Source organism: Streptomyces naganishii JCM 4654 (assembly GCF_014650575.1).
Taxonomy (GTDB): domain Bacteria; phylum Actinomycetota; class Actinomycetes; order Streptomycetales; family Streptomycetaceae; genus Streptomyces; species Streptomyces naganishii.
Genome location: NZ_BMVF01000004.1, coordinates 60,325 through 86,454, shown reverse-complemented (window position 1 = coordinate 86,454; position 26,130 = coordinate 60,325). Strand labels below are relative to the sequence as shown.

The following is a 26,130-nucleotide window of genomic DNA, read 5'->3' as shown; positions in this document are numbered from 1 at the left end:
CGCCGGCCTCTCATGCCATCGGTCCCACGAGCAGCCATTGCCACGAGTCCTTTCCGAACACGGTCTGTTCCCCGCCCGTCGAGCCGATCTCGACGGGCGTTCCGTCCGGGCCGGTCACGGTGCCGGTCTCCGGGTCGTAAGGGGCCACGAACGCGGCCTGGCCGGCGCTGTGCCGGCCGGTCGCCGCACCGGGCGCGTTCTGCGCTCCGCGCACCGAGGTCTTGCTGCCGCGCGGCATCGTGCAGCGCGCGTCGGTGTTCGCCGGGCGCGTGCCGGTGTCGGCGGGGTCGCGCCGCTGGGTGCCGTAGCCCCGGGTGCACGCGGGAGGGTCGTCGGCGTTCACGGTCAGCCCGAAGTGGGTGGTGCCGTCACCGGGGATGACCGTGTAGCTGCCCGCGACGTTGAGCGGGAGTGTGACCAGGGCCTGTTCGACGCCGGGCAGCCGGGCCACGGTGATCTGGCCGCCGCTGATGAGGTTGGTCAGCAGGACGGGCACGTACGGCCGCGTCGACTTCAGCAGCGAGTCGACCTCCAGCGCGGCGGGCGCAGCGGCGCCGATCAGCCGGCGCAGATCGCCGTCGCTCGACTTCAACTGCTCGGTGAGCGCGGCGAGATCGCGGGAGAACGACTTGATGGCCGAGCCCTGGTCGGCTTGTGTCCTGAGCACCGTCCGCGAGTCCTCGATCAGCGAGACCGTCTGGGGGAGCGACTGGGATGCCGACTCCACCAGCGCGTCGCCGGAGTCCACCAGCCGGCTCAGGTTCGGTCCGGTGCCGGCGAACGCCTTGCCCAGCTCGTCGACGGTGACGCGCAGATCGTCCTTGCCGACCGAGTTGACCAGCCGGTCCAGGCTGAGGACCAGGTCGGTGACCGGCAGCGGGGTCCGCGTGCTGCTGCGCGGGATCGGGCTGCCGTCCCTGAGGTACGGACCGCCCGACCGCCGTGGCTGGAGGTCGACGTACTGCTCGCCCACCGCCGAGCGGTCGGCGACCACCGCGAGCGTGTCGGCCGGGATCCTCGGGGCGCCGTCCTCGATCTTCAGCGCCACCGAGACCCCGGAGCCGGTCAGCCGCAGATCGCCCACGCGGCCCACCGGCACCCCCCGGTAGGTGACCTCGGCGCCGGGGAAGACGCCCCCGGACTCGGCGAAGTCGGCGCGCACGGTGTACCCGCGGTGCAGGAGGCCGTCCACCACACCCGTGTACCGGGCGCCCACGTAGGACACGCCGAGGGCGGTGACGGTCGCGAAGGCGAGCAGTTGGGCCCTGACCGTACGTGTGATCACGGCAGCATCCCCTTCAGCATCAGCTCGGCGAGGCCGGGATCGACGCCCGGCGGAAGGCGGCGCGGACTGCCCCCGGTGCCGTAGGCGGCGCCGCACACCGGCGGGCACAGCAGGGTGCCGCCGCCGGAGGGGGGCGAGGGCGCGGTGGGCGGGGAGGGCACGGGAGGCACGGGAGGCACGGACGGGGTGCCCGGCAGGGACGGGAGGGACGGAAGGGACGGGAGCGGGGCGGGAGTGGGGACGCCGGGAAGACGCGGTGTCCCGGGGGACGGGGACTTCCCGCCCTTGCCGGGCTTGCCGGTGACGTTGCCGTAGAGGTCCGCCAGATCGAGGTCCGCGGTGATCTTGAGGTTGACGTAGTCGCCCTTGACGGCGTCCGTGGCGTTGCGCGGGAACGGGTACGTGGTGAGGATTTCGAGGGAATCGGGCAGGTCGTCGCCCGCCTTGTTCAGCTGCGCCAGGATGGGCTGGAGTTCCTTCAGGTCGGCGACGGTGTCGTCGTGGGAGGCCTTCACCACCCTGGTGCCGGTCTCGCCGAGCCTGGACAGGGCGGTGAGCATCTTCGTCAGGTCCTTGCGCTGGTCGGCGAGGACCTTCAGGGCGGGCGGCATGGTGTCGACGGCCAGAGCGATCGTCTTCTTCTCCTTCCTCAGCCGCTTCGCGAGCCGGTCGACGCCCTTCAACGCGCGCACGATGTCCGCCCGTTGGCCGTCGAGGCCCCCGAGGAACGTGTCGAGCTGCTTCAGCAGGGACCTGACCCGGTCCTCGCGGCCGCCGAGGGCCTTGTTCAACTCGACGGTGATCGTCTTCAGCTGGGCCACCCCACCGCCGTTGAGCAGCGCGGACAGCGCCGACAGCACCTCCTCGACCTCCGGGTCGCGTCCGCTGCGGGACAGCGGGATGCGGTCACCGTCGCGGAGCCGTCCGACGGGCCGCGCGCCGGCCGGCGCGGACAGGGCGACGTACTTCTCGCCGAGCATGCTGGTCTGCCTCACCTCGGCGATCGCGTTGCCGGGCAGCTTCACCGAGTCGGCGATCCTGAGCCGCACGCGGGCGTGCCAGCCGTCCAGCTCCACCTTCTCGACCGCGCCGACCGTGACGTTGTTGACCTTGACGGAGGACTGCGGCACCAGGTCCAGGACGTCCCGGAACTCGACGGTGACGTGGTAGGCGTGACCGTCCGAGGCAGCGCCGCCGGGCAGCGGGACGTCGTACCAGCCGTTGAACTCACAGCCGGTCAGCAGCAGCGAGCCGACCGCCGTCCAGGCGGCCAACCGCACCTTGCGCCGCACGCTCATGCCGGCGCCCCCAGAATCCCGCCGAGGGTCCTGTCGACCGTGCCCGTCGACGCCGGGGCCGACGGGACCCTGGGCAGGGAGTCGAAGAGCTTCCTCAGCCCGGCACAGTTGTCGTGGTCGTCGCCGGTCGTCCTCAGGATCGAGCAGAGAAGGGATGACGGATCCTGCGGGGTTTGCGCGTTGTTGCGCGTGTCGAGGGTGCCGGCGGCGGGGTTGTAGGCGTTCTGCAGGTTCGACAAGCCCGTGGGGGCGACGGTCAACAGCTCCTCCAGAGCCTGTCGTTGGGTGACGAGAACCTTGGTGACCTTGGCCAGGCCCTTCACGTCCGAGGCCAGCTCCTTCTTGTTGCCCTTGACGAAGCCGGCCACGTCACCGAGTGCGGTGGCCAGGTACTTCAGTGCGGCCGCGAGATCTTCGCGCTCCCCGGCGAGCTGCCCGGCCACGTCGGCGAGGTCGGTGTCGAACGACCGCACGCTGGTGTCGTCCGCCGCCAGCGCGGCCGTGAACACCTGGAGGTTCCGCACGGTCCCGAACAGGTCGCCGCGCCCGTCGGACAGCGTGGTGACCGCCTGGGACAGGTCCTCCACCGTCTGGTTGAGGTTCTCGCCCTGTCCCCGCAGGTTGTCCGCGCTCACCCCGAGCAGCCGGGACAGCGAGCCCTTCTTGTTGGCGCCCTTCGGGCCGAGCGCCTCGGCGGTGGTGTGCAGGCTCTCGAAGATCCGGTCCAGCTCGACGGGGACGGCCGTACGGGACTCGGGGATGACGTCTCCGTCCCGCAGCACCGGGCCCTTGCGGTACACCGGCAGCAGCTGCACGTAACGGTCGCTGACCACCGAGGAGTTGATGATCGCGGCGCGCGCGTCGGCCGGGACCTCGCGGCCCCGGTCGTATTCCAGCTCCACCCGTACCCGGTCGCCCTCCGGGGTGATTTTCCCGACCTCGCCGATGCGGACACCGAGGACGCGGACGTCGGAGCCGGGGTAGATGCCGACGGTGCGCGGGAAGTACGCCGTGACACGGACCGGGCCGGGGCCCGGCCAGAGGACGACGGCGAGGCCGACGACGAGCGCGAGCACGGTGAACAGGGCCAGGAGCCTGCGGGTCATCGGGTGCCTCCCGTCCGTGGCGCGACCGGGGCGGCGACCAGGTTCTGGACGTAGGAGTCGAACCAGCGGCCGTTGCCCAGGGTGTTGGTGAAGAGACGTACGTAGGGGGCGAGCAGCCCGACGCTGCGGTCCAGGCTCGCCTGGTTGCGTTCGAGCATCGTCACGAAGGTGTCGAGGTTCTTCAGCGCGGGCCCGATCTCCTTGCGGTTGTCGTCGACCAGGCCGGACAGTTCGATGCCCAGCAGCGCGGAGCTCTTGAGCAGTTGGTGGATCGCCGTGCGCCGTTTGGCGATCTCCTTGAACAGGGCGTCACCGTCCTTCACCAGTGCGGAGAAGTCCTTCGTGTGTCCGGCCAGCACCTTGGTGACTCCGTTCGCATGGTCGAGGAGTGCGCGCAGCGCCTTGTCACGGGCGGCTACGGTCCGGGAGATCCGCGACAGCCCCTTGACCGACGCCCGCACCTCCTCGGGGGAGTCCTGGAAGGTGACGGAGATCGTGTCCAGTGCCTTCGCGAGCCGGTCGGTGTCGACCTCCTCGGTGGTGGTCGTCAGGTCGCTGAAGGCCTGGACGACGTCGTACGCCGACACCGTCCGCCGCAGCGGGATCCGGCTGCCCGGCTTCAACTGGCCGGGCCCCTTCGGGTACAGGGCCAGGTACTTGGCGCCGAGGATCGTCTTGACTCGGATCGCGGCGCCCGTGTCGGTACCGAACCCCGGGTGGCCCTTGATCTTGAAGGTCACCTTGACGTGGTCGCCGTCCAGGTCGACGCCCTCGACCTTGCCGACCTTGACCCCGGCGATCCGTACCTCGTCGCCGGGCTTGAGTCCGCCGGCCTCGGAGAAGGCCGCGCTGTAGGTGTCGCCGCCGCCGATCAGCGGCAGGCTGTCGGCGTTGAAGGCGGCGACGGTGAGCAGCGCGAGGAGGGTGAGGCCGACGGCGCCGACGACGACCGGGTTGCTCCCGCGCTGCCTGAAACGCGTGGGAGGTGCCCCGACGCGGGAGTGCTTCAGACGGGGCCGCCCGAGCCGGATCCGGGGCAGCTTCGGCGGCAGGACGCGCACTTTCACGAGGGGTTCGGGGCGGGGCGTGCGCTTGGGCAGCAGCCGGGGCAGCTTCGGCAGTCTGGGCGGCAGGACCCGGACCTTCACCAGCGGCTCGGGGCGGCGGACAGCGCGCCGCCTGATGCGCATGCTCATCCGCCACACCTCGCACGCGCCACGTGCAGCTCCGGGGTGATCACCTGTTTGGTCTTCGGCAGCACGATCCGGCCGTCGAAGTCGCAGAGGTAGAAGTTGAACCACGAGCCGTACGAGGCGGCCCCCGTCAGCTTCTCGAGCTTGTTCGGCAGCCGCTTCAGGACGCCCTCCACGGAGTTCTCGTTCTTGTTCAGCGTTCCGGTCAGATCACCGAGCCCGGCGATGTCGTCCTTCAGCGGCGGACGCGCGTCCTCCAGCAGCCCCGACGTGACGTCCGTGAGGTCGCCGATGCTCACCAGCGACTGCCCGATGGGCTTGCGGTCGGCGGACAGCCCCGAAACCACCCGGCGCAGTTGCGTGAGCAGCCCGGAGAAGCGGGAACCGCGCTTGTCGAGCGTCTCCAGGACGGTGCTGAGGTTGTCGATCACTGATCCGATCAGCTTGTCGCGGTCGGCGAGAGTGCTGGTGAGCGAGGCCGTGTGTGCGAGCAGGCTGTTCACCGTGCCGCCTTCACCCTGGAGAGTCCGGATGATCTCGGTGGCGAGCTGGTTGACGTCGCTCGGGCTGAGCGCGGCGAACAGGGGCTTGAAGCCGTTCAGCAGGGCGTTGAGGTCCAGCGCCGGCTGGGTCCGGGACAGCGGGATGGTGCCGCCGGGCCGCAGCCTGGCGGTGACGTCGCCCGTGCCCTCGGTGAGCGCGATGTACCGCTGCCCGACCAGGTTGCGGTAGCGCACGACCGCCCGGGTCCCTGCGAAAAGCGGCCGGTCGGTGCTGACGGTGAAGGTGACCTCTGCCAGTGTCCGGTCCTTGATCCGGATGCCCTCGACCTCTCCGACCCGCACTCCGGCCACCCGGATGTCGTCGCCGGTCTCCAGCCCGGTGACGTCGGTGAACACCGCGTGATAGGTGTCCTCGGGGGTGAAGGAGACGTTCACGATGGTGGCGGCGAGCAGCGCCGTCGCCGCGATCGTGACCAGCGCGAAGAGGCTGAACTTGACCAGCGGGGCGGCGGTCTGCCGGACTGTCGGCCTGCTCATGCGACACTCACCGCCGTTCCGCGCGCGAGCGGCCCGAACAGCAGGGTCGCCACGGGCGGCACCTGGTCCGCGGGGACGCCCATGACGGGGGCCACGAGCGAGCCGACGGCCCGCTGCTCGGCCCGGGTGGCGGACACGCCGGCACCTCCAGGGAGGGCGCCGCCGGAATCGCCGGCCGACGTACCGTCGTCGAGGTGGGGCTTCGTCCCGGGCACCCTGGGATGCGGCAGACCGCGGCAGTCGGGGCCGGACCGCTCCCCGTACACCGGCTCCTCACCGGGCCGGTACGCCCCCTGCGGGCGGACGGCCTCGAGGGTGATCCGCATCTCGCCGCCCCGGAACGCTTCCTCGGAGGCCTTCTCCTGCCGGACCAGGCCCTGGAACAGGCACGGGTACTCGGGGGAGTAGCGGGCGAACAGTTCCAGCGTGGGGCGGGAGACCCGGCCAAGGGTGATCAGCCGGTCGCCGTTCTCGGACAGGAAGTCGTTCGCCGTGCCCGCCACGGAGGCGGTCGCGCGCAGAGCCGACGCCAACTGGTTCCTCTTCTCAACGATGGTCCGGCTGGTGGTGACCGTGTTGCGCAGGATCCGCATCAGGTCGGGCGCGGCGTCGCCGTACACCTCGGCGACGTCCGCGAACCGCGTGATGTCCTCCCTGAGGGAGGGCATGTGCGGGTCGAGGCGGCGCAGATAGTCCTCGACCCGGGCGAGGTTGCCGCCGATCCGGTCGCCGCGGCCCTCCAGCGCGGTGGCGAACGCCGACAGTGTGGCGTCGAGTTGGCCCGGCTGGACGGTGCGGAGCAGCGGCAGCAGGTCGTTCATCAGCTGCTGCACCTCGATGCCGGCCTTCGTGCGGTCCTGCGTGATGACGTCGCCCGCGCGGATGGGCCGCGCCGGGTCGTGGGCGGCGGCGGGAGCGACCAGGTCGACGTACTTCTCGCCGAACAGCGTCTTGGGCAGCAGCCGTGCGTGTACGTCCGAAGGGATGTACGGCACGTACTGCGGCTTGAGCGCGATGTCGAGGGTCGCCTTCGTGCCGTCGGCGTGCACCTGGCGAACCTCGCCGACCAGCAGCCCGCGCAGCTTGACGTCGGCGCGTGGATCGAGCTGGTTGCCGAGGGCGTCGGCCTCCAAGGTGATGGGCACCACGGAGGTGAACGCCTGCTGGTAGACGGCCACCGCGAGCGACAGCAGCAGCGCGAGCACGGCGAGGAACACGATGCCGTACAGCCTGAGTCTCATTCTGCGCATGCGCACCGCACTCACCCCGCTATCCGCACCGTCGTGTTGGCGCCCCAGATCGCCAAACTCAGGAAGAAGTCCAGGACGTTGACGGCGACGATCGAGGTCCGCACCGCCCGGCCCACCGCGACACCGACACCGGCCGGGCCGCCACTGGCGTGGTAGCCGTGGTAGCAGTGCACCAGGATGATCAGCAGGGCGAAGACGATCACCTTGCCGAAGGACCACAACACGTCGACGGGCGGCAGGTACTGGTGGAAGTAGTGGTCGTACGTGCCGGTGGACTGCCCGTAATAGCTGGTCGTGATGGTGCGGGAGGCCAGGTACGACGACAGCAGCCCGATCACGTACAGCGGGATCACCGCGACGAAGCCGGCGATCATCCGCGTCGTCACCAGGAACGGCAGCGACGGGACGCCCATCACCTCCAGCGCGTCCGTCTCCTCGCTGATGCGCATGGCACCGAGCTGCGCGGTGAAACCGGCGCCGACCGTCGCGGACAGGGCCAGTCCGGCCACCAGCGGGGCGATCTCCCGGGTGTTGAAGTACGCCGACAGGAAGGCGACGAAGTTGGAGGTGCCGAGCTGGTTGAGGGCCGCGTAGCCCTGGAGGCCGACCTCGGTGCCGGTGAAGAAGGACAGGAACGCGATCACGCCGACCGTGCCGCCGACGACAGCGAGCGCGCCGCGTCCGAAACTCACCTCGGCGAGCAGCCGGAGGATCTCCTTCTTGTAGCGGCGCAGGGTGCGGCCCGTCCAGGCCGAAGAGCGCCCGTAGAAGAACAGCTGGGAGCCCAGCTCTTCGAGCGAGCGCAAGGGGCGATCGAGGAGTTCTCGTGGTCTCATCGGCTAACCCCTCTGCGGGACGACCTGGAAGTACACGGCAGTCATCACGAAGTTCGTCACGAACAGCAACATGAAGGTGATCACCACCGACTGGTTGACGGCATCGCCCACGCCCTTCGGACCGCCCTGCGCCGTCAGCCCCTTGTACGAGGCGACGATCGCCGCGATGGCGCCGAACACCAGCGCCTTGATCTCCGCGGCCCACAGGTCCGACAACTGGGCGAGGGTGGTGAAGGACGCCAGGTAGGCACCCGGAGTCCCGTGCTGGAGCACGACGTTGAAGAAGTAGCCGCCCGCGACACCGACCACCGACACGAGGCCGTTGAGCAGCACGGCCACCACCATCGACGCCAGCACCCGCGGAACGACGAGCCGGTGGACCGGGTCGATGCCGAGCACCTGCATCGCGTCGATCTCGTCGCGGATCTTGCGCGCCCCGAGGTCCGCGCAGATCGCCGTGCCCCCCGCGCCCGCGATCAGCAGCGCGGTGACGATCGGCGATGCCTCCCGCAGCACGGCGAGCACGGACGCGGCACCCGAGAACGACTGCGCGCCCAACTGCCGGGTGAGGCTGCCGATCTGCAACGCGATGACCGCCCCGAAGGGGATCGAGACCAGGGCCGTCGGCAGGATCGTGACGCTCGCGACGAACCACGCCTGCTGGATGAACTCCCTCGCCTGGAAGGGCCTGCGGGGCAGGGACCGGACGACGTCCAGCGCCATCGTGAAGAGGCTGCCCGAGTGCCGCAGCACACCTGTCGGGGAGAGCCTCATGCGCCGCTCACCCCCGTCCCGTGCAGTTCTGCCTCGCGTCTCGCGATCGCCTCCCAGCGGGGCGGGCGGGTGATGCCGGGGCTGGGCAGCAGGCGGGGCGCCGGCGCACCGGCCGGGCCTCCCTCGTCGATCTGGGCCAGCTCCTGCTCGACCTGGGCCGCGTCCTTCTCCTCCGCCATGCCGATCGGCCCCTGCATCCGGCCGTTCAGGAACTGCCGCACCACGGGCTCGTCACTGGCCAGCAGCTCCTCACGGGGCCCGAACATCACCAGCTCGCGCCGGAACAGCAGCCCGATGTTGTCCGGGACCTGGCGGGCGGAGGCGATGTCATGGGTGACGATCAGGAAGGTCGCGTCGATCTGTGCGTTGAGGTCGACGATGAGCTGGTTCAGGTAGGCCACGCGGACCGGGTCCAGGCCCGAGTCCGGTTCGTCGAACAGGATGATCTCCGGGTCGAGGACCAGGGCACGGGCGAGCCCGGCCCGCTTGCGCATGCCGCCGGAGATCTCGCCGGGCAGCTTCCCCTCGGCGCCGATCAGCCCGACCATGTCCATCTTCTCGAGGACGATCCGCCTGATCTCGCTCTCGGACTTGCGGGTGTGCTCGCGCAGCGGGAAGGCGATGTTGTCGTAAAGGCTCATCGAGCCGAAGAGCGCGCCGTCCTGGAACAGCACGCCGAACAGCTTCCGCACCTCGTACAGGTCGCGCTCGCGCAGGCGGGTGATGTCCCGGCCCGCGACCTTCACCGAGCCCTGCTCCGGCTTCAGCAGCCCCACGAGCGTCTTGAGGAACACCGACTTGCCCGTCCCCGAAGGGCCGAGCATCACCGAGACCTCCCCGGCGGGCAGGGTCAGCGAGACGTCCTGCCAGATGACCTGGTGGCCGAAGGACTTGGTCAGTCCTTCCACACAGATCTCGACACCCATCCGGTTCCATCCTTCGCCCGTGGAGCAGCTCCGACATCTGCTCTACGGGGAGGGGAAGGGCGTCCGTCGCGGCGAACGGCGACTTTTTCACGGACGCGCGAACGGGTCGCTACGGCAGCCTCGGCGACGGCGTCGTCGGGGCGGGGGCGGAGAGCGGAACGGCCGGTACTGCCGGGGCCGGGGGAAGTGACGGTCTCGACGAGGCGGCCGACGTCGTAGGGAGGTCCGGCACGGTGGCCGGCAGGCCCGGCACCGCTGTCGGCAGGGCCGCGACCTTCGGCACCCCGGCCACCTTCGGCACCGGCAGCTTCGGGAGCGGCGACGCGGACACAACGGGCAGGGACGGCACCGCCACTCGCAGCGGCAAGGCCGTTCCCCCAGTGGGGGTCGGCGTCGGCGTGGGCATGGGCGTCCGGCCCCGGGCCCCGGGCGCCGAGGGCGAGGGGGCGGGCGACCCGGGGGCCGGCTCCCGGCCCGCGGCCTCGCCGCCCACGGCCCGCGCGTCGCTGGACACGGCCGGCCGCGGCGCCGGACTGTTCCCGCTTCCGCCCTCGTCGAGCGCGTACGGCAGCACGAACCCCGCCACGACCAGGGTCGCCGCCGTCGAGGTGACCGCGACCGCCTGGGCGTTGCCGCCCCCGCGCAGCCGCCCGCGCCCGATCAGGAACAGCACCAGCCCGAGGGTTCCGGCCAGCGAGGCGCGCAGCGTCCGCCGGGCCCGGGCGAGCAGCGACTCGACGGTCCGGTAGCTGAGGCCCATCCGCATCGCGACCTGACTCACGTCCAGGTCCTCGGACCTCAGCCGCAGCGCCTCCGCCTGCCGGGCGGGCAGCTCTCCGCTGCGCACGGCGAGCCACTTCGCCTCGGCCCGGTCGCAGACCGCCTCCTCGACGGGTATCGGGCCCGGCGCCACGAGTGTCGGGCGGCTGCCCACCTCGGCCTCGCGGTGGACCTGCCGGTACCGGTCGACACACAGCCGCATCGTCACCGTCGTCAGCCAGGCGCCGAGCCGCTCGTCGTCGAGGTCCGGGCGTTCCGCGGCTCGCAGCATCGCCTCGTGAACGGCGTCCTCGGCGTCCTCCTGACTCATGGATCGCCGCCGGGCCACCTTGAGCAGCTGCTCGCGGTGGCTCCACATGCGCTGCCAACGCTCGTCGGTGGCCGCTGTGTCCGCAGGCATGTCCGTCGCCATGAGGGTCCCTTCGCACTCGCCCGCCGGTCCGGTGCTTCCGGCGGCGGTGACATTACCGCCGAGTAGTGGCCGTTGTGGAGGGGGAAGACACTCCCTACGTTCCAGCTGTTGCCGGTGGTCAAAGGCCCGCACCGGACAGCACACCGCCCCCGGGGCAGCGTCCGTCCGCTCCTGCAGGGGGTTTCCCCGAAACGCGGTTCATCCCCGAGGCCCCGCGTCCACGGCGTGCCGGTGCGGGCGGGCGAGTGGTCAGCCGCTTTGGCGTGGGCTCTCGGCGATCGCTTCGGCCAGCGGCTTGCGGGCCAGGTCCGGGACCTCGCAGTCGGCTGCGGCGTAGCCGACGGGGAAGAGGATGTAGGGCCGTTCGTTGCCGGGCCGTGCGCAGATCTCGGTGAGGAAGCCCATCGGGTTCGGGGTGTGCGTCAGGGTGCTGAGCCCCATCGCGTGCAGGGCGGCGATGAAGAAGCCGCACGCGATGCCCACGCTCTCGTTGACGTAGTAGTTCTTGCGCAGCGAACCGTCCGGCATCGCCGTGCTCTTCTCGGCGAAGCCGACGACGATCCACGGCACGGCGTCGAGGAAGCTCTTGTCGGAACTCGTCTCCAGGCGCGCGAGTGCGGCACGCCACTCGGGCGGGATGCGGCCGCCCTCGTAGTTGACCCGTTCCTCCTCCTCGGCCGCGACCCGGATGCGGTGCTTGGTCTCGGCGTCGCCGATCACGGCGAACTTCCATGGCTGGAAGTGGGCCCCGGAGGGAGCGGTGTTGGCCGCCGCGACAGCGATGTCGACGCAGGCGCGCGGGACCGGCTCGTCGCTGAAGAACCGCACGCTGCGCCTGCCGTCGAGTCGGCCGCCTTCAGGCGTAACTCCTGGAGCTCCCGGGCCCGGCCCGGCCGCCGCCCCCCGGTGCACCTGGAGACCGGGGGAGGACCTCGTCCACCTCAAAAGGTCTGCTTGAGCGGCTCGGTGATCTCCGCGACGAGTACCGACCGTTATGCGTGGCGCCGAGTTGCCATGGGCCGCGCCGCACGCCTGCCCGAGCCGGACTCCTGGGGGCCCTCGAGCGGCAGGGGCTCGCCCTCCCCGAAGTCAGGTGCCTGCTCCCCGAAGTCAGGTGCCTGGAACGGGTTGGTCGCCGGAGGCGGCGATGCCGCGGTGGAGCAACGAGGTTGCCCTTCCGGCGCGGAGAAAAGCGACGTCAGATCGATGAGAGGCTCTCTTTCGTTCCAGGCCCCTGAAGGAGTCCTGGTGTGCCGCGAACGGACGCAGCCGTTCTACAGCTTGGTCATCTTGGGGTACGGGCTCGGGATCCGCGTCTGCGTCGAGCCGAAGTCCACGAGCGCCGCGACTCCCTCCTCGATGCCGATCACCCGGCCGAGGCCGTACACGTCGTGGGTGACCTGGTCGCCCACGGCGAAGTGCTTGGGAGCCGGTGTGACCGGGGCTTTGAAGGGGCTGGTGGGCAAGTGGCGCTTCGGCGCAGCGGACTTTGTCATGACTCAGTATGAGCCCACGCGCACCCCCTTCGCTGTGGCCGTCGGCACAGATCCGGAAGGGATCCACGACGTCATGCCGCTGACCTGGGGTTTCGAACTTGAGATGCGGCGAAAATCGGTCGCAGGTCTCCTTCGCTGACAGCGGCTGACGGCCGCATCTGGGCCGGTATGGCACCGACTCCGGCCGACGACAGCCGCCACGACGATGAGCATCGAACTCCGGTGCCGGCGTGTCCCCGCCGGTGCGGGCGTCGGCGGATCCGGCGCGAGGGCTCGGCCGGACCGGCGGGCGGCCGAGTCAGCCGTGGGCCCGGTCAGCCCCTCGCGGCAAACGCTTCCGCGATGTCGTCGCGTCCTGCTCCGGATGCCAGGAGCAGTCTGAGCAGCACCCGGGCCTTGTACGGGTCGAGGAAGCCGCCGTCGATCAGCCCGCGCCGGCGCAGGTCCGCCTCCGAGCCGGGCGCGTAATAGGTGTGCCGCAGCACCGAACCGCTGCCCGTGCGCGAGGTCAGCACCACCGGCATGTGCTCGGCCAGGGTGCCGAGCCGGGGAGCGAGCGCGCCCGGTACGTGACCGACGCCGAAACCGGCGACCACGAGACCGGCGTGCGTGGCCTCGAGCCCCTCCAGCTGTGCGCCGTCGTCCTCCAGGGTGACCACGTGCAGGGCCACACGGGCGGCTGCGAGTCGCGCAGGGTCCCCTCCCGCCGGCAGGGGTGCGTGCCGCGGCGCTGCCGGCAACATCCGTACGCGGCCCTCGACGACATGCCCCAATGGGCCGGTGCTCGGCGAGGCGAAGGCCGCCGGGTTCGTACTGTGTGTCTTGCGCACCCACCGCGCCGCGTGCACCTCGTCGTTGAGGACCACCACCGCACCCGCGCCGCGTGCCTCCCGCGCCGCGGCCACCCGCACGGCGGCGAGCACGTTGGCGGGCCCGTCCGCCCCGGCCATGGCCGGCTGCCGCATCGCGCCGGTCAGCACGAACGGGGCATCGTGCGGCCACACCAGGTCGATCAGGAAGGCTGTCTCCTCCAGCGTGTCGGTGCCCTGGGTGACGACGACGCCGTCCGCGTCGTCCGCCACGGCCCGAGAGGCGAGGGCCACGACGTCGAGGACCTGCGCGAAGGTGAGGCTCCCGCTCGGCACGGCCCGCACGTCCCGTACGTCCAGAGGGATCCCCGTCTCCGTCAGTCCCGGCACGGCCGCGGCGATCTCCGCCCCGCTCAACCGCGCCGCCCGCTTGCCGTCCGGCACCGATATCGTTCCCCCCAGAGCCAACAGCAAGACACCCACAGCCCGCTCCCTCCCCGGCCTCACGCCGGACGGGGTCCCGCCGGGCGCCCCCAACCTACAGGCGCGCCCGAGCCCCGCCGCCGATCCGCGGCACCGCGTCGTCCCCCGAGGGAAGCGGCCTCGCCGCCCAGTGGTCAGGTGTAGGTGGAGATTTCGATGAGGTTGCCGTCCGGATCGCGGAGGTAGGTGCTGAGCATCGGGCCGAGGGCGCCGGTGCGCGGTACCGGGCCTTCCTCCACTGGCACCCCGCAGGCGGCCAGATGCGCCAGCACCTGTTCCTGCGGGGTCCGGGTGACCAGACAGAGGTCGGCGCTGCCGGGGGTGGGCCGTGCGGCGTGGGGGAGGAGTTCGCCGCCTGCCCGGTGGAGGTTGATCTTGCTGCTGCCGAAGCCCAGCGCGCGGCGCCCCTCCCCGAAGGTGACGGGACGCATGCCGAGGACCCGCTGGTAGAAGGCGGAGGTCCGCTCTACGTCGGTGACGGTCAGCACCAGGTGGTCCAGGCCGCTGATCACGATCCCCGGCTCGGGGGCGTACCGGCCCAGCTGCTCGGCACAGGCGTTCCACGCGGGCGCGGACAGCAGATCGCGTGAGCGGGCGAACAGGCGGTACAGCGCCGGGCCGTGACGTTCGGCCAGCCCGACGTCGTGGGCCAGCACGTCGAGCTCGTTGGCGGCCGTGATCTCCACGATGACGCGCACGTCCGCCTCGGCCACGGTGTGTTCCCGGCCGGTGAAGCGGTCCTGGAAGAGCACCGGAAGCCCGTGGCCCAGGCGCGGATACACGGCCGCCCGGTCGCAGCTCGCGTACAGGTACACCAGGGCTTCCGCGCGATCGCCGATCAGTCCGGCGAGCACCGCGCGCTCGGTAGTGCCCAGGAGCGGCTCGTCGAATCCGTCCGTTCCGTAGGCCGCGTGGCACAGCCCCGCGAGCTGGACGTCGGGGTCGGCGCCCCAGGCGGAGAGCAGGCGGGCGACGCGTCGCAGGTGTTCCAGGAGCGTTCCGCCCGGATGGGCCGTCCGGGCGGCGCCGCGGGCGGACAGGAACTCCTCTGCCCGGGCCCACCGCGCCGGGGTGAGCCGTCCCATCAGGCCGCTCGCTGTGCGGACTGTGCCACCTCGGTGACCAGCCGGGCGGTGGCCGGGACGGCGATGCCGTGGGCGGCTCCGGCGCGCAGGACGGCTCCGCCGATGGCGTCGAGTTCGAGCGGCCGGCCGGCCTCGGCGTCGCGCTGCATCGAGGACCTCATCGTCTCGGGGACGCGGTCGAAGAAGGAGAGCAGCCCCTCGGCGGTCACCTGCGCGCCGACGGCGCGGGCCACGGCCGCGATCTCGTCGAGGACGGTGAGCAGTTCGGGCCGGTACCGATCGCGTACGGCGCCGACGTCGGCCTGGTGGCGGGTGGTCAGCAGGGCGAACGGGGCGAGGAAGGCCAGCTTGTCCCAGAGCATCGCGCTCTCGTCCTCGCGTACGGTCACGCCGAGACCGGCCTGTCGCAGCAGCTCCGCGAAGTCATCGACGGGAGCCGCGAGTTCGAGGTCGGCGAAGGGGCTGGTGTGGCTGATGCGGCCGGGTGCCGTGCGGGTGGCCTCGACGCGGATGGTGCCCGCGACGACCCGGGCGGAGGGGAAGCGCTCGCGGAGCACGGTGAGATGGTCGAGGCCGTTGAGCAGCGGGACCACGAGCGCCGTGCCGAGCTCCTCGGCGGGGATGCGGTCGAGCGCCTCGGTGAGCGTGGTCTGCTTGACCGTCACGAAGACGGCGTCCACCGGCTCTCGCAACTCGGTGCCGGCCTCCACGGCCGCGGTGAACTGCCCGTAACGATCGCTGTCGACACGCAGCCCGTCCTGGCGCAGCACGGCGACGGTCTGTTCCCCCGCCACGCAGACGACGCGGTGTCCGGCACGGGCGAGCAGCGCGCCGACCAGGCCGCCGACGCCGCCCGGGCCGAGAACCGCCACGGTCATCCTGGGTGTGCTCATGTGTGCTCCTGTCCGGGAAGCCGATGAATCCAGAGGCCGGGCGGCGGGGGCCGGAAGCCGGTCGGGCCCGTGACGGGTCGGCACCCGCCCGCATGCGGCACCGCGTCCGGATCGCGGGTGCCGCAGTGGGCGGGTTGCCGCCCTGGGCCCGGAACGATGATCAAACCTGGCGCGGTCCAAGTCAATCCACGGCTTTGCTGGGGAACACCCAAGCTCTGCCTTGGGGTTGCCGCTTAGGCTTGGGCCTCGTGACACTTGACGATCTCCGTGTCTTTGCCGCGGTCTGCCGATCCGGTTCGCTCAGCGGTGCCGCCCGTGACCTGGGCTGTACGCAGTCGGCCGTCAGCCAGCACGTGAAGCGTCTTGAGCGGGAGTTGGGACTCAGCCTGATCGAGCGCCACCCGCGCGGGATCGCACCCACTCCGGCGGGGCGGCTGTTGCACACGGCGGTGACCGAGGGCCTGGGCAGCATCGACCAGGCCGTGCGCCGGATCGAGGAACTCGCCCGCGCGGAGGGCGGATCGGTGCGGGTCACCACCGGCGCCACGACCGTACGGCACTTCATGGCCGCCGCCGTGGTCGACTTCCGCCGGCGCTTTCCGCGAGCCAGCCTCGAATTCCAGACCGAGACCTCCAGCCGCGGCTGTTTCGACGCGCTCGCCATGGGCGCGGTGGACCTCGCCTGGATCACACTGCGGCCGGCGGGCAGCAGCGTGGAGCAGCGCCCCGTCGTCCACCTGCCCTGGTCGCTCGCCGTCGCGGCCGGCGATCCGCTCGCCGCCAAGTCCTTCATCGAACCCGTCGACCTGCAGGATGCCCGGCTCATCGGCCTGCCCGAGAACTCCACCGCGCGTATCCAGCTCGGCTCACGGCTCGCCGAATCGGGCATCCGGCCGGTCTTCGACACCAGCGTCACCGACTGGGACACCGCGATCCTGCTGGCCGAGCTCGGGCTCGGTCATGCGGTCGTTCCGACCCTGCCCGAGTGGACCGGCCCCCGCCACCCCGACCTGCGGCTGATTCCGATCCCCGCCCTCCCCGCGCTCACCGCGGGCTGGGCCGTCCGCCGCTGGGACGCTCTCTCCCCGCTGGCCCGCGCCTTCGCCGACACGGTCAACCACCACTGTGCCCGCCGCGCGGGAAAGTGAAGCCGGCACCGGCAGGTCACGCCGGCCACCGGCCCCATGCCGCCGCCTCGTGCAGGCTTCGCAAGACCGCGGCCACCGCGGCACCGGCAGGAACCAGCCTCAGGCGCCGGTGACTCCGTCGATCTGCTCACGGATGAGATCGGCATGACCGTTGTGACGTGCGTATTCCTCGATCATGTGCACCATGATCCAGCGCAGGGAGACCCCCTGATCGCCGACAAGACCCGCTTCCTGTTCGGACAGGCGCCCGGAGTCGTCCAGCGACGCGTCAGCGATCAGCTCACGCCCCCGGGTCACCTCGGCCTGCCAGGCAGCCACCGCTTCGCCGAACCCTCGGTCCGGCCGCAGCGCATACCCGTCGACGTTGTCTTCCCCGAAGACCGGGGCCACATCGTGACCTGCGAATACACGCTGGAACCAGTTGCGCTCCACCTCGGCCAGGTGCTGCACGAGACCGAGCAAGGTCATCGACGAGGGCGACACGGCAGCAAGCCGTAATTGAGCATCTTCGAGGCCGGAACATTTCAGGGCAAGAGTTGCACGGTGAAAGTCCAGCCATGCCTCCAGCATGGTGCGCTCGTCAGCATGCGGGGGTGGGACAGGCCGTCCATCCGGTGTCGTCTTCATCCGCACACCATGGCAGCGACAGTCACGGCCCACTGCCACCTTCGCCGACGACGAACACGCCGGGTGGGTGGCGGCTGCGTCCAGTCGGGCCGGCAGCGACGCCCGTGAGTCAGGAGCGGCGCCCTTGAGTCAGGCGGGCCGCTCGCCGGTGTGGTCCGGCCCTCAAGGTGAGGCCGATCCCGCTCTGCGGGGGCGGGCAAAGGGCGGTACACAAGAGAAAGGGCTATGGGTGGGGGCGTCCGCCACCGGTCCACGGAGGTCCGAGCGTGTCCACGCCGATCGAGCAACCGAATCACCGCGCACGGGACGCCACCGTGGAGGAAGCGTTCGCCCAGTGTCACATACCGGTCGCGATATGTGACGCCGAGCTAAGGGTCCTGCGGGCGAGCAGGGGCATGGTCCAGGAGGCCGGCCTGAGCGAAGACCAGATGCGCGGTCGGCGGTTCACACAGTTCATGCCCGACTCCGCCTACGCGGAAGTGGAAGGCGGGATGCGCCGGGTGTTCAAGACCGGCGCGGTCGAGCACCTCGAGGTGTACGCCGACTCCCGGTCGGAGCCCGGCGAGCGGGTGTGGTCGGTGACGCTCTCCCCGCTGCGGAACGCTGCCGGCACGGTCCATCACGTGCAGTTCACCGCGGTGGACACCACCGCGGAGTACGGGGCCCGGGAGCGCCTCGCCCTGCTGAACGAGGTCAGTGCCCGGGTGGGGACCACCCTGGACGTGGCGCAGACCGCTCAGGAGATGGCGGACGTCGTGACGGGCCGGCTGGCCGACTTCGTCACCGTCGACCTGCTGGACTCGCTTTTCCGCGGTGTGGAGCCCAGGCCCGGCGCCGAGGGGGTGGCCCTTCTCCGTGCCGCGCACCAGTCGGTCCTGCCGGGCGTCCCCGAATCGGTGATCAGGGTCGGCGAGGTGGACCACTACCCCCCGTCCTCGCCACCCGCCCGCGTCCTGGTCACCGGCCGGTCCACTCTCCACCGCTCCCTGGACGAGGACATCGCGCGGTGGGCGGCGGGCGACCCGCAGCGCTCACGGACAGTTCACGCCCACGGGGTGCACTCCGTCATGGTGGTGCCGTTGCGTGCCCGCGGTATCACCCTGGGCGTGGCAGTACTCGTACGCCATCGGAGCCGGGCGGCCTTCACCGAGGACGATCTGTTCCTCGCCGAGGAGATCGCGGCACGTGCCGCCGTCGCCGTCGACAACGCCCGCCGCTACACCCGCGAGCGCACCACGGCAGTGGCCCTGCAACAGAGCCTGCTTCCACAGCACGTGCCCGGGCAGGAAGCGGTGCGGGTGGCCACCCGCTACCTCCCCGCCCGTTCCCGTGCCGGAGTGGGCGGTGACTGGTTCGACGTGATTCCACTGTCCGGGGCCCGCGTGGCGTTGGTCGTCGGTGACGTGGTGGGCCACGGACTGCGCGCGTCCGCCACGATGGGACGACTGCGGACCGCCGTACGCACGCTGGCCGATGTCGACCTGCCGCCCGACGAGCTCCTTGTCCACCTGGACGATCTGGTCCCCCACCTCGCGGCCGAGGAGGAAGCGGCCATTGACCACGACCTGGAGATCGCCACCGATCTCATCGCCACGTGCCTGTACGTGGTCTACGACCCGATCTCGCGGCGCTGCACCGTCGCCAGTGCCGGTCACCCCCCGCCCGCGGTGGTCACCCCGGACGGCACGGTGGACTTCATCGACGTACCGCCCGGCCCCCCACTGGGCGTAGGAGGGCTGCCCTTCGAGGGCGTGGAGCGGGAGCTTCCCGAAGGAAGTCTGCTCACCCTGTACACCGATGGCCTGGTTGAAGCCTGCGGCCGCGACATCGAGGCGGGCCTGAAGCGACTGCGAGCGGCCCTGGCCGGACCGGCGGACCAGCTCGAGGAGGTGTGCGCGGCCGTCCTGGACAGCCTGCTCTCCGGCCCGCCCGCGGATGACGTCGCCCTGCTCATCGCGCGCACGCGCGCACTGGACTCCCGCCAGGTCGCCAGCTGGGACGTGGCCGATGACCCCGCGGCCGTGGCCGGCGCGCGTGCCGAGGCCACCCGGCAGCTCGCGGCCTGGGGGCTCGAAGAGACCGCCTACACCGTCGAGCTCCTCGTCAGCGAGATGGTCACCAACGCCATCCGCTACGGCCACCCGCCCGTCCAACTGCGTCTGATCCGGGACGCGGCGGTCATCTGCGAGGTGTCCGACAACAGCAGCGTCGTACCCCGTCTGCGGCGGGCCCGCACCTTCGACGAAGGCGGGCGCGGCCTGTTGCTCGTAGCCCAGCTCGCCCGGCGTTGGGGGACCCGCCACAGGGCCGAGGGCAAGACCATCTGGGCGGAGGTCGCGCTTCCCGAGGGCTGAGCCCTGCGCGTCTTCAGGGGGCCCTGCGCGTCTTCACCCGACCGCTCCGCGGCGGCCGGAACGAGCAGCGCCTCATTCCGCCACGCAGGGACATCGCCGCATACGTCGCTCAGCGTTCCGGGTCGGCCCCGGCTCCAGCCGCGACGCCGTCACCGTACGGCGCCACCGTACGGCCTGTCGCCCCTGCCGGGACTCCCTCAGGCCAGTGACAGGAAGAGCCGCTCCAGGCGCGCGCGCATGGCTTCCGAGCTCTCGCCGTCCTTGCGGCCCGACTCGATGTCGATCACACACTGCTGCAGTCCGGTGGCGATGATCGCGAAACCGGCACGGTCGAGCGCCCGCGAGGCGGCGGCGAGCTGCGGGACGACGTCTTCGCAGTCCCGGCCCTCCTCGATCATCCGGATCACGCCGGAGATCTGGCCCTGTGCGCGACGCAGCCGGTTCAGCACGGACTTCAGGGACGCGCCCTCGAGCTCCAGTTCCACGATCACTCCTTACAATACCCCCAGGGGTACCTTACCACTCCGGTCCGGTATGGCGCTGTGGATTCCCGGCAGTCCCGGCAGCCCCGGCAGGGGATGTGCCGCGTGTTCAGCGGCGGCCGAAGGGCCACCAGGAGCGCCTGGGCTCCGCCGGGCAGTCGCACCGCCGCGACTTCGGTACGCCCGCGAGGACTTGCTCCACGTGGTTTCCGCAGCCTGCGTACGTGGCCTTGCCGCACTTGGAACAGGTGACGCGTCGGCACATGGCGGACTTCCTTTCCTCCGGTGGGAACCCGTGGCCTCGTTCGCGACGGGAAGGGGGTGCGTGTTCGATCACCGCGAGTTCGGGGCCGCACCGTCACCCGAACCCGCGGTCCTCGGGGTCTTCTCAGGCGGCCGTTTCCCAGGCGCCGTAGCCGCCGAGCAGGTCGTAGACCTCGGTGCGGCCGCTGCGCCGGATCAGGCTGGCGGCGATGGACGAGCGGTGACCACCGGCGCAGTGGACCACCACAGGGCCCTCGGCCGGGAGCTCGTCGAGGCGCTTGGCCAGTTCGGTCAGGGGGATGTGCATAGAGCCATCGATGGAACGGCCGTCCGCGCGCTCACCGCAGTTGCGCACGTCCAGAACGAGCGGGGGCCGGTCGGAGGCGAGTTCCTCGCGCAGGGCCTCGGCGGTCAGCCGCGCCGCCTGCCGCGTCTGCTCGGGAAGGGCGAGGAAGAGCTGCTCGGGCTCGGCCGCGTAGCCGTGGACCCGGTCGAAACCGATGCGCGCGAGGCGGGTGACGGTCTCCTCGGCGCGGCCCTCGGGGGCGACGATGAGGAGCTCGTCCTCGGGCGTGAGAACGCTGCCGACCTGCTCGGCGAACCGGCCGTCGAGCGGGACGTTGACCGAGCCGGCCAGATGACCGGCGGCGAAGTCGAACTGGTCGCGCGCGTCGAGGACCACGGTTCCGGCACCGCGCAGGCGGGCGAACTCCGTCGCGTCCAGCGCGGGAGCGCCCTGCGGGGCCTGGAACAGGTCGCGGTTGCGGCGGTTGAGGTCGGCGTCGTACGAGAAGTAGCCGGGGGCGGCGGACTGGCCGGCGGTGACGAGGCGGACGAAGGTGTCCTGGTCCATGGGCTGGCAGGCGTAGTTGGTCAGGCGCTGCATGCCGATGGTCGACTGCAGTTCGGTGGAGAGGTTCTTGCCGCAGGCGGAGCCGGCGCCGTGGGCGGGGAAGACGCGGACCTCGTCCGGCAGGGTCATCAGCTTGCGATGGACGCTGTCGTAGAGCATCGCACCCAGCTCCTGCGCCGTGACGCCCGCTGAGGCGAGCAGGTCGGGGCGTCCGACGTCGCCGATGAACAGGGCGTCGCCGGTGAGCACCCCGTAGGGGACGGTGTCCTCGGGCTTCTCGAAGACCAGGATGCTGATCGACTCGGGCGTGTGGCCGGGGGTCTCCAGGATCTGGAGCGTGACCTCGCCCAGGGGGATCCGCTCACCGTCGGCGAGCTTGCGGATGGGGTATTCCGTGACGGCACGCCGGCCGTAGCCGATCCAGGCGCCGGTTCGCTGCGCCAGTTCGAGGTGGCCGGCGAGGAAGTCGGCGTGGAAGTGGGTGTTGATCACCGCTTCGACGGTGAAGCCATGCGCCTCGGCGTCCGCGACGTACTCGTCCACGTCCCGGCGGGGATCGACGACGACCGCCTTGCCGCTGGTCGGGTCACCGATGACGTAAGCCGCCTGGGACAGGCAGTCGAGGTAGTGCTGCGCGAAGTACATGAGGTGCCTCCTGGCGCCTGTGATGCGGGGACGGGAGTCCGGGCCGCCCGACGGGATATGCAGGCAGATACCCACGGGGGTATCGATGGGGCCCACCGTATACCCAGGGGGGTATGCAGTGGCAAGTCGCCCTGCCGACCTCGGTGGCCTCTTGGCCGGCCGGGCTGAAGCCGCGGAGCCGAAGGTGCAGGCAGGGCGGGTGTCATCGGGTCCGCCAGGTGGTGGTGCTGATGGAAAATACCCCCAGGGGTACTTGTGCTATCGTGCACATATACCCCCGGGGGTAACTCGGGCGGGGTGTCTCCTCACTCTTCGCCGACCGCGGTGTACGGGCCGCTGCCAAGGCCCGGCTGCCGCACGCTCGCGGCCCGGACGGGATGACCGAGGACGACGGCCTGGCCGCTGCCTCTGCCGCGGCGCTGACGGCCCCCACCGGCTGAACACCCCTCCCGCTTCGCCCCTCCCCATTCCGAGAGGTTGTGTGATGTCCCTCTTCCCCACCGGCGAGCACCGTGTCACCGTCGACGAGGCCGTCCGGCGCACCCGGGACGGCGATGCTCCGGCCGTTCTCCTGGATGTGCGTGAGCAGCGCGAATGGGACGCCGGCCACGCCCCCGGCGCCGTGTACGCGCCGCTGTCCGCACTCACGGCGGGGGTGGAACTGCCGGAAGCCGCTCGGGCCCGGCCGCTGGTCGTGATCTGCCGCAGCGGGCAGCGCTCCCAGCAGGCCGCCCAACTGCTGGCCGCGCGGGGTGCGCGGGTGGTGGACGTCGAGGGCGGTATGAGGGCGTGGGCCCAGGCCGGGTACCCGGTCGTGGACGACTCCGGGAACAGCGGCTCGATAGCATGACGGCTCTGATCCTCGCGCTCGTCGCCGGTGCCCTCGTCGGCCTGGCCCTGGGCGGTCTCGGCGGGGGCGGCAGCGTCCTCGCCGTGCCGGCCCTCATCTACCTTCTGGGCTTCACCCCGGCGGAGGCGACGACGGCCAGCCTGGTCATCGTCACCATCACCTCGGTCACCGCGCTCACCGGGCATGCCCGGGACGGCAACGTGACCTGGCGCACCGGACTGCTGTTCGCCGCGGCGGGCATCGTGCCCGCGATGGTCGCCGGGGCCGCCGCCGGCCACCTGTCCCAGGCTCTGCTGACTGTCGCCTTCTCGGTCATCGCGGCACTCGCCGCGGTGCGGATGCTGCGACCCGCCTCCGCCGTCGCCTCGTCCGGCGCCCAGGTGAACGCCGGCAAGGCCGGCGCCGCAGGGGCCGGCCTCGGCGCGGTGACCGGCTTCCTGGGCGTGGGTGGCGGCTTTCTCGCCGTACCGGCGCTGGTGAACGTCCTCCGGCTGCCCATGCGCCGGGCGGTCGGCACCAGCCTGCTGGTCATCACGATCAACTCGCTGGCCGCGCTCGGCGCCCGCGCCGGCACCGGGATGCACCTGGACTGGGCCGTCATCGCGCCGTTCACCGCCGCGGCCGTTCTGGGCGCCTGGGACGGCAAACGCCTGTCCAAGAAGCTCAACGGCGGCACGCTGCAGCGTGTCTTCGCGTACGTCCTGCTCGCGGTCGCCGCGTTCATGCTCCTCGACGCCATCTTCTGACCGACCCGCCGCGGCCCGGGACCGCCCTCACCGTCCCATAGGGGAGGTGGGCACTTCCGCTCCGCGGCTACATCAACACGCAAGGAATCCAACTGCAATGACCATCACTGCCATCGACCCTCGCCAGGCCAAGACCCGTCTGCACGAACTCGTCGTCATCGACGTCCGCACCCCGGGCGAGTACGCGGGCGGTCACGTCCCCGGTGCCCTGAACATCCCGCTGGACCAGATCGACCGCGCGCTGCCCGACATCCGCGACGCCGCCGAGCGCGGTGAGGTGCTCGTGGTCTGCGCCTCGGGCGCCCGTTCCGAGAAGGCGTGCGTGCGACTCGCCTCGGAGGGCATCCGCACGGCGACGCTCTCGGGCGGCACCGGGGCCTGGGCCGCCCACGGCCACGAACTGGACCGCGCGTCGGCCTGCGACGTCAAGTCGGCCTGGAGCATGGACCGCCAGGTCCGTCTCACCGCCGGATCCCTGGTCCTGCTGGGCCTGGCCCTCGGCGAGTTCGTGCACCCGGCTTTCCGGCTGCTGTCCGCCGGTGTGGCCGGCGGCCTGGTGTTCTCCGCCGTGACCAACACCTGTGGCATGGCGGCCATGCTCGGCAAGCTTCCCCACAACCGGCCCCGCACCGCCGACCTGGACGCCACGCTCGCCCGCCTGCGTAACTCCTGACCTCTACGGCGTCCCGTGTGCCGGGGCACACGGGACGTCCACCCGGAGACCGCGCCGATGAACGCCGCCCCGAGCCGGACCGCATGAGACCAGCGCCGGAGACGTGGACCCCTGACCGACGCACCGGCATGTGCGGGCGAGCCTCGATCGCCCGCTGCGGGCGGTGCTTCCAACCGCCCGCAGCAGGCAGGTCTTGTCGGCGCCCGGGACCCGTCGATGACATGGTCCATCACGCCCTCACAGCATGCGCTGTTGCGATGGCCAGTCTCGTCGGCGAGTTCCGCACGCTGCCTCCTTCAAGGACTCGCCCGGCTCCACGGCCACCCCGGGCAGCTCCCGCGTGCCCGGCCGATTCCGACCGAGGAGGAGGCCAGGGAGCAGCACGGTGGTGATCCGGGCCGGTCAGTGGACCTGGAACAGCCGGTAGGAGGCGCGGTTGTTCTCCTCCGGCGTGTCGAGGACGGTGATGCCCTGCACGCGGAAGCCGTAGTGGACGAGCAGGTCTTCCCACAGCTCGGCTGTGAGTACCCACATGTGCACGGTGAGATCGTCGCCGTCGGCCAGTCGCAGGATCTCCGGGCGTGGGGTGACGGCGGAGGTGGGGCCGTGGCCGGCGGAGTTGGTGTGCAACACGGTGAAGTACAGCCGTCCGCCCGGTCTGAGGGCGACGGCCAGCGCGGGCAGGAGTCGGTGCGGGTTGAGGAAGTGGAAGGTACTGAGGGAGTAGATCACGTCGTACGGCGCTGTCCTGCGCAGGTACTCGACAGCGTCGGCGTGGACCAGCCGCAGGCCCGGTACATCGGGGTAGCGGCCGCGCGCTCTCTCGATCTGGCTGAGGGAAGCGTCGACTCCGTCCACCTGTGCACCGTAGGTACGAGCCAGGTGCGCGGCGTGCCGGGCAGGGCCGCAGCCGATGTCCAGGACCCGCAGGCCCCTGATGTCGCCGAGAATGGCGTCCCCCGGCGCGTTCGCGGCAGGGCCCCAGGTGATCTGGTCCACCTCGGTCAGGGGCGTACCGCGCCACAGGTGGTGTGTTCCGTAGGCGTCCCAGGCGAGGCGCGTCTGATGCTCGATGTCCAAAACGTCGGCTCCCGTGACGAGTTCAGGGGCGGAGTGCGTAGCAGCGCAGTACGTCGAGATCGGCGGTGCGTGCGACGGACCAGCCCGCGGTGAGGATCTCGGCTTCCGCGGGGCTCATCCCAAGGTGGCAGTAGGGATCACCGGCCTCGCGACGGCCGGCGAGTTCGGTGACGACCCAGAAGGTCCCGCCGGGTGCTAGGACCTGCCGGACGCGGCCGAGGAAGGCTGCCTTGTCGTCGGTCCAGCGGTAGACCAGACGGCAGGTGACGACCGCATACGCGGGGTCCGGCAGGGCACTGAGGTCGTCGGCGGTGAAGTCCATCAGGTGCCAGGTGGGCCCCTCGCCGTGCTGGGCACTCCGGGCTGCGGTGATGGCACTGGGGGCGAAGTCGATGCCGGTGGTGCGGTAGCCGAACTGGTGGAGGCGCCGGGCGAGGGAGCCCTCGCCGGTACCGATGTCGAGAGCCGGGCGACCGCGGCCCGCTCCGACATGGTCGATGAACAGCGTGGCCTCGGTGCTGGTGACCTCCCGGTACCGGCGTCCGCCGGCCCAGAGCGGCTCCCAGTAATCGGCGGTGGCTGTGGTTGTCGCCATACGGCTCCTTTGAGACTGGCGGGCGGATCCGGCGCCGTACTTGGCGGGGTCGATGAGCCGCCGGAACTCCGGGTCCTCGATGGCCTCCAGCTCGACCGAAGTGGCGGTGGCCAGGTACCGGCTGGCGGCTATCCGCTCCAACGTGGT

General features: G+C 71.2%; 26 protein-coding genes. 5 read left to right on the top strand and 21 right to left on the bottom strand.

Features of this window, described 5'->3' with window-relative positions:
• Positions 1–10: 10 nt before the first annotated feature.
• From IE217_RS08340 to IE217_RS08270, 15 genes are all read right to left on the bottom strand, one after another.
• Positions 11–1,285: an MCE family protein gene (locus IE217_RS08340; protein ID WP_190177106.1), complete on the bottom strand. Its 1,275-nt coding sequence runs from the start codon at positions 1,283–1,285 to the stop codon at positions 11–13.
• Complete coding sequence (locus IE217_RS08335) at positions 1,282–2,583, bottom strand: MCE family protein (RefSeq protein ID WP_190177105.1); 1,302 nt, start codon at positions 2,581–2,583, stop codon at positions 1,282–1,284. The genes IE217_RS08340 and IE217_RS08335 overlap by 4 nt, the downstream gene beginning before the upstream one ends.
• Positions 2,580–3,689, bottom strand: a complete 1,110-nt coding sequence (locus IE217_RS08330) for an MCE family protein (RefSeq protein WP_190177104.1) — start codon at positions 3,687–3,689, stop codon at positions 2,580–2,582. The genes IE217_RS08335 and IE217_RS08330 overlap by 4 nt, the downstream gene beginning before the upstream one ends.
• The gene (locus tag IE217_RS08325) at positions 3,686–4,885 is read right to left on the bottom strand and encodes an MCE family protein (protein ID WP_229865115.1); all 1,200 of its coding nucleotides are present in this window, start codon (positions 4,883–4,885) and stop codon (positions 3,686–3,688) included. Before IE217_RS08325 ends, IE217_RS08330 begins: the two co-directional genes overlap by 4 nt.
• Positions 4,882–5,922 carry an MCE family protein gene (locus tag IE217_RS08320; RefSeq protein ID WP_190177103.1) on the bottom strand — a complete coding sequence of 347 codons (1,041 nt, stop codon included), beginning with the start codon at positions 5,920–5,922 and terminating at the stop codon, positions 4,882–4,884. Before IE217_RS08320 ends, IE217_RS08325 begins: the two co-directional genes overlap by 4 nt.
• Entirely contained in the window at positions 5,919–7,172 is a 1,254-nt protein-coding gene (locus IE217_RS08315) for an MCE family protein (protein ID WP_190177102.1), read from the bottom strand. Before IE217_RS08315 ends, IE217_RS08320 begins: the two co-directional genes overlap by 4 nt.
• A gap of 11 nt (positions 7,173–7,183) precedes the next feature.
• Positions 7,184–8,008, bottom strand: a complete 825-nt coding sequence (locus tag IE217_RS08310) for an MlaE family ABC transporter permease (protein ID WP_190177101.1) — start codon at positions 8,006–8,008, stop codon at positions 7,184–7,186.
• Positions 8,009–8,011: 3 nt separating this feature from the next.
• On the bottom strand, positions 8,012–8,782 hold the full coding sequence (locus tag IE217_RS08305; protein WP_190177100.1) for an MlaE family ABC transporter permease: 771 nt from the start codon (positions 8,780–8,782) through the stop codon (positions 8,012–8,014).
• Positions 8,779–9,708: an ABC transporter ATP-binding protein gene (locus IE217_RS08300; protein ID WP_190177099.1), complete on the bottom strand. Its 930-nt coding sequence runs from the start codon at positions 9,706–9,708 to the stop codon at positions 8,779–8,781. The genes IE217_RS08305 and IE217_RS08300 overlap by 4 nt, the downstream gene beginning before the upstream one ends.
• A 109-nt stretch (positions 9,709–9,817) precedes the next feature.
• Positions 9,818–10,888, bottom strand: a complete 1,071-nt coding sequence (locus IE217_RS08295; RefSeq protein ID WP_229865114.1) for an RNA polymerase sigma factor — start codon at positions 10,886–10,888, stop codon at positions 9,818–9,820.
• Positions 10,889–11,149: 261 nt separating this feature from the next.
• Positions 11,150–11,812, bottom strand: a complete 663-nt coding sequence (locus IE217_RS08290) for a nitroreductase family protein (RefSeq protein WP_268249139.1) — start codon at positions 11,810–11,812, stop codon at positions 11,150–11,152.
• A gap of 362 nt (positions 11,813–12,174) precedes the next feature.
• On the bottom strand, positions 12,175–12,396 hold the full coding sequence (locus tag IE217_RS08285) for a hypothetical protein (RefSeq protein WP_190177097.1): 222 nt from the start codon (positions 12,394–12,396) through the stop codon (positions 12,175–12,177).
• Between the two features lie 314 nt (positions 12,397–12,710).
• Entirely contained in the window at positions 12,711–13,688 is a 978-nt protein-coding gene (locus tag IE217_RS08280) for an asparaginase (protein ID WP_190177096.1), read from the bottom strand.
• Positions 13,689–13,822: 134 nt separating this feature from the next.
• The gene (locus IE217_RS34540) at positions 13,823–14,773 is read right to left on the bottom strand and encodes a VOC family protein (RefSeq protein WP_229865111.1); all 951 of its coding nucleotides are present in this window, start codon (positions 14,771–14,773) and stop codon (positions 13,823–13,825) included.
• Positions 14,773–15,666: a ketopantoate reductase family protein gene (locus IE217_RS08270; protein WP_229865110.1), complete on the bottom strand. Its 894-nt coding sequence runs from the start codon at positions 15,664–15,666 to the stop codon at positions 14,773–14,775. Before IE217_RS08270 ends, IE217_RS34540 begins: the two co-directional genes overlap by 1 nt.
• Before the next feature lie 248 nt (positions 15,667–15,914).
• Here IE217_RS08270 and IE217_RS08265 point away from each other — a divergent pair, with 248 nt between their 5' ends.
• Entirely contained in the window at positions 15,915–16,814 is a 900-nt protein-coding gene (locus IE217_RS08265; protein WP_190177095.1) for a LysR family transcriptional regulator, read from the top strand.
• A gap of 99 nt (positions 16,815–16,913) precedes the next feature.
• Here the strand turns inward: IE217_RS08265 and IE217_RS08260 are convergent, their stop codons facing one another.
• Entirely contained in the window at positions 16,914–17,441 is a 528-nt protein-coding gene (locus IE217_RS08260; RefSeq protein ID WP_190177094.1) for a DinB family protein, read from the bottom strand.
• Between the two features lie 167 nt (positions 17,442–17,608).
• Between IE217_RS08260 and IE217_RS08255 the strand changes: the two genes are divergently transcribed.
• Positions 17,609–19,795: a SpoIIE family protein phosphatase gene (locus IE217_RS08255; RefSeq protein WP_190177093.1), complete on the top strand. Its 2,187-nt coding sequence runs from the start codon at positions 17,609–17,611 to the stop codon at positions 19,793–19,795.
• Positions 19,796–19,992: 197 nt separating this feature from the next.
• Here IE217_RS08255 and IE217_RS08250 read toward each other — a convergent pair whose 3' ends face one another.
• The 3 genes from IE217_RS08250 to IE217_RS08245 form a co-directional block, all read right to left on the bottom strand.
• The gene (locus tag IE217_RS08250) at positions 19,993–20,280 is read right to left on the bottom strand and encodes a metal-sensitive transcriptional regulator (RefSeq protein ID WP_190177092.1); all 288 of its coding nucleotides are present in this window, start codon (positions 20,278–20,280) and stop codon (positions 19,993–19,995) included.
• A gap of 106 nt (positions 20,281–20,386) precedes the next feature.
• Complete coding sequence (locus IE217_RS35575; RefSeq protein ID WP_506004905.1) at positions 20,387–20,542, bottom strand: DUF8730 family Cys-rich protein; 156 nt, start codon at positions 20,540–20,542, stop codon at positions 20,387–20,389.
• Between the two features lie 123 nt (positions 20,543–20,665).
• Positions 20,666–22,039 carry an MBL fold metallo-hydrolase gene (locus IE217_RS08245; protein ID WP_190177091.1) on the bottom strand — a complete coding sequence of 458 codons (1,374 nt, stop codon included), beginning with the start codon at positions 22,037–22,039 and terminating at the stop codon, positions 20,666–20,668.
• Between the two features lie 484 nt (positions 22,040–22,523).
• Between IE217_RS08245 and IE217_RS08240 the strand changes: the two genes are divergently transcribed.
• From IE217_RS08240 to IE217_RS08230, 3 genes are all read left to right on the top strand, one after another.
• Positions 22,524–22,889 carry a rhodanese-like domain-containing protein gene (locus IE217_RS08240; RefSeq protein WP_190177090.1) on the top strand — a complete coding sequence of 122 codons (366 nt, stop codon included), beginning with the start codon at positions 22,524–22,526 and terminating at the stop codon, positions 22,887–22,889.
• Positions 22,886–23,635 carry a sulfite exporter TauE/SafE family protein gene (locus IE217_RS08235; protein WP_190177089.1) on the top strand — a complete coding sequence of 250 codons (750 nt, stop codon included), beginning with the start codon at positions 22,886–22,888 and terminating at the stop codon, positions 23,633–23,635. Before IE217_RS08240 ends, IE217_RS08235 begins: the two co-directional genes overlap by 4 nt.
• A 97-nt stretch (positions 23,636–23,732) precedes the next feature.
• The gene (locus IE217_RS08230) at positions 23,733–24,308 is read left to right on the top strand and encodes a rhodanese-like domain-containing protein (protein WP_190177088.1); all 576 of its coding nucleotides are present in this window, start codon (positions 23,733–23,735) and stop codon (positions 24,306–24,308) included.
• Between the two features lie 402 nt (positions 24,309–24,710).
• Here the strand turns inward: IE217_RS08230 and IE217_RS08225 are convergent, their stop codons facing one another.
• Together IE217_RS08225 and IE217_RS08220 are read right to left on the bottom strand one after the other, a co-directional pair.
• Positions 24,711–25,388, bottom strand: a complete 678-nt coding sequence (locus IE217_RS08225; RefSeq protein WP_229865109.1) for a class I SAM-dependent methyltransferase — start codon at positions 25,386–25,388, stop codon at positions 24,711–24,713.
• Between the two features lie 22 nt (positions 25,389–25,410).
• A complete protein-coding gene (locus IE217_RS08220; RefSeq protein ID WP_308432697.1) occupies positions 25,411–26,124 on the bottom strand; it encodes a class I SAM-dependent methyltransferase in 714 nt (237 codons plus the stop codon).
• Positions 26,125–26,130 lie beyond the last annotated feature (6 nt).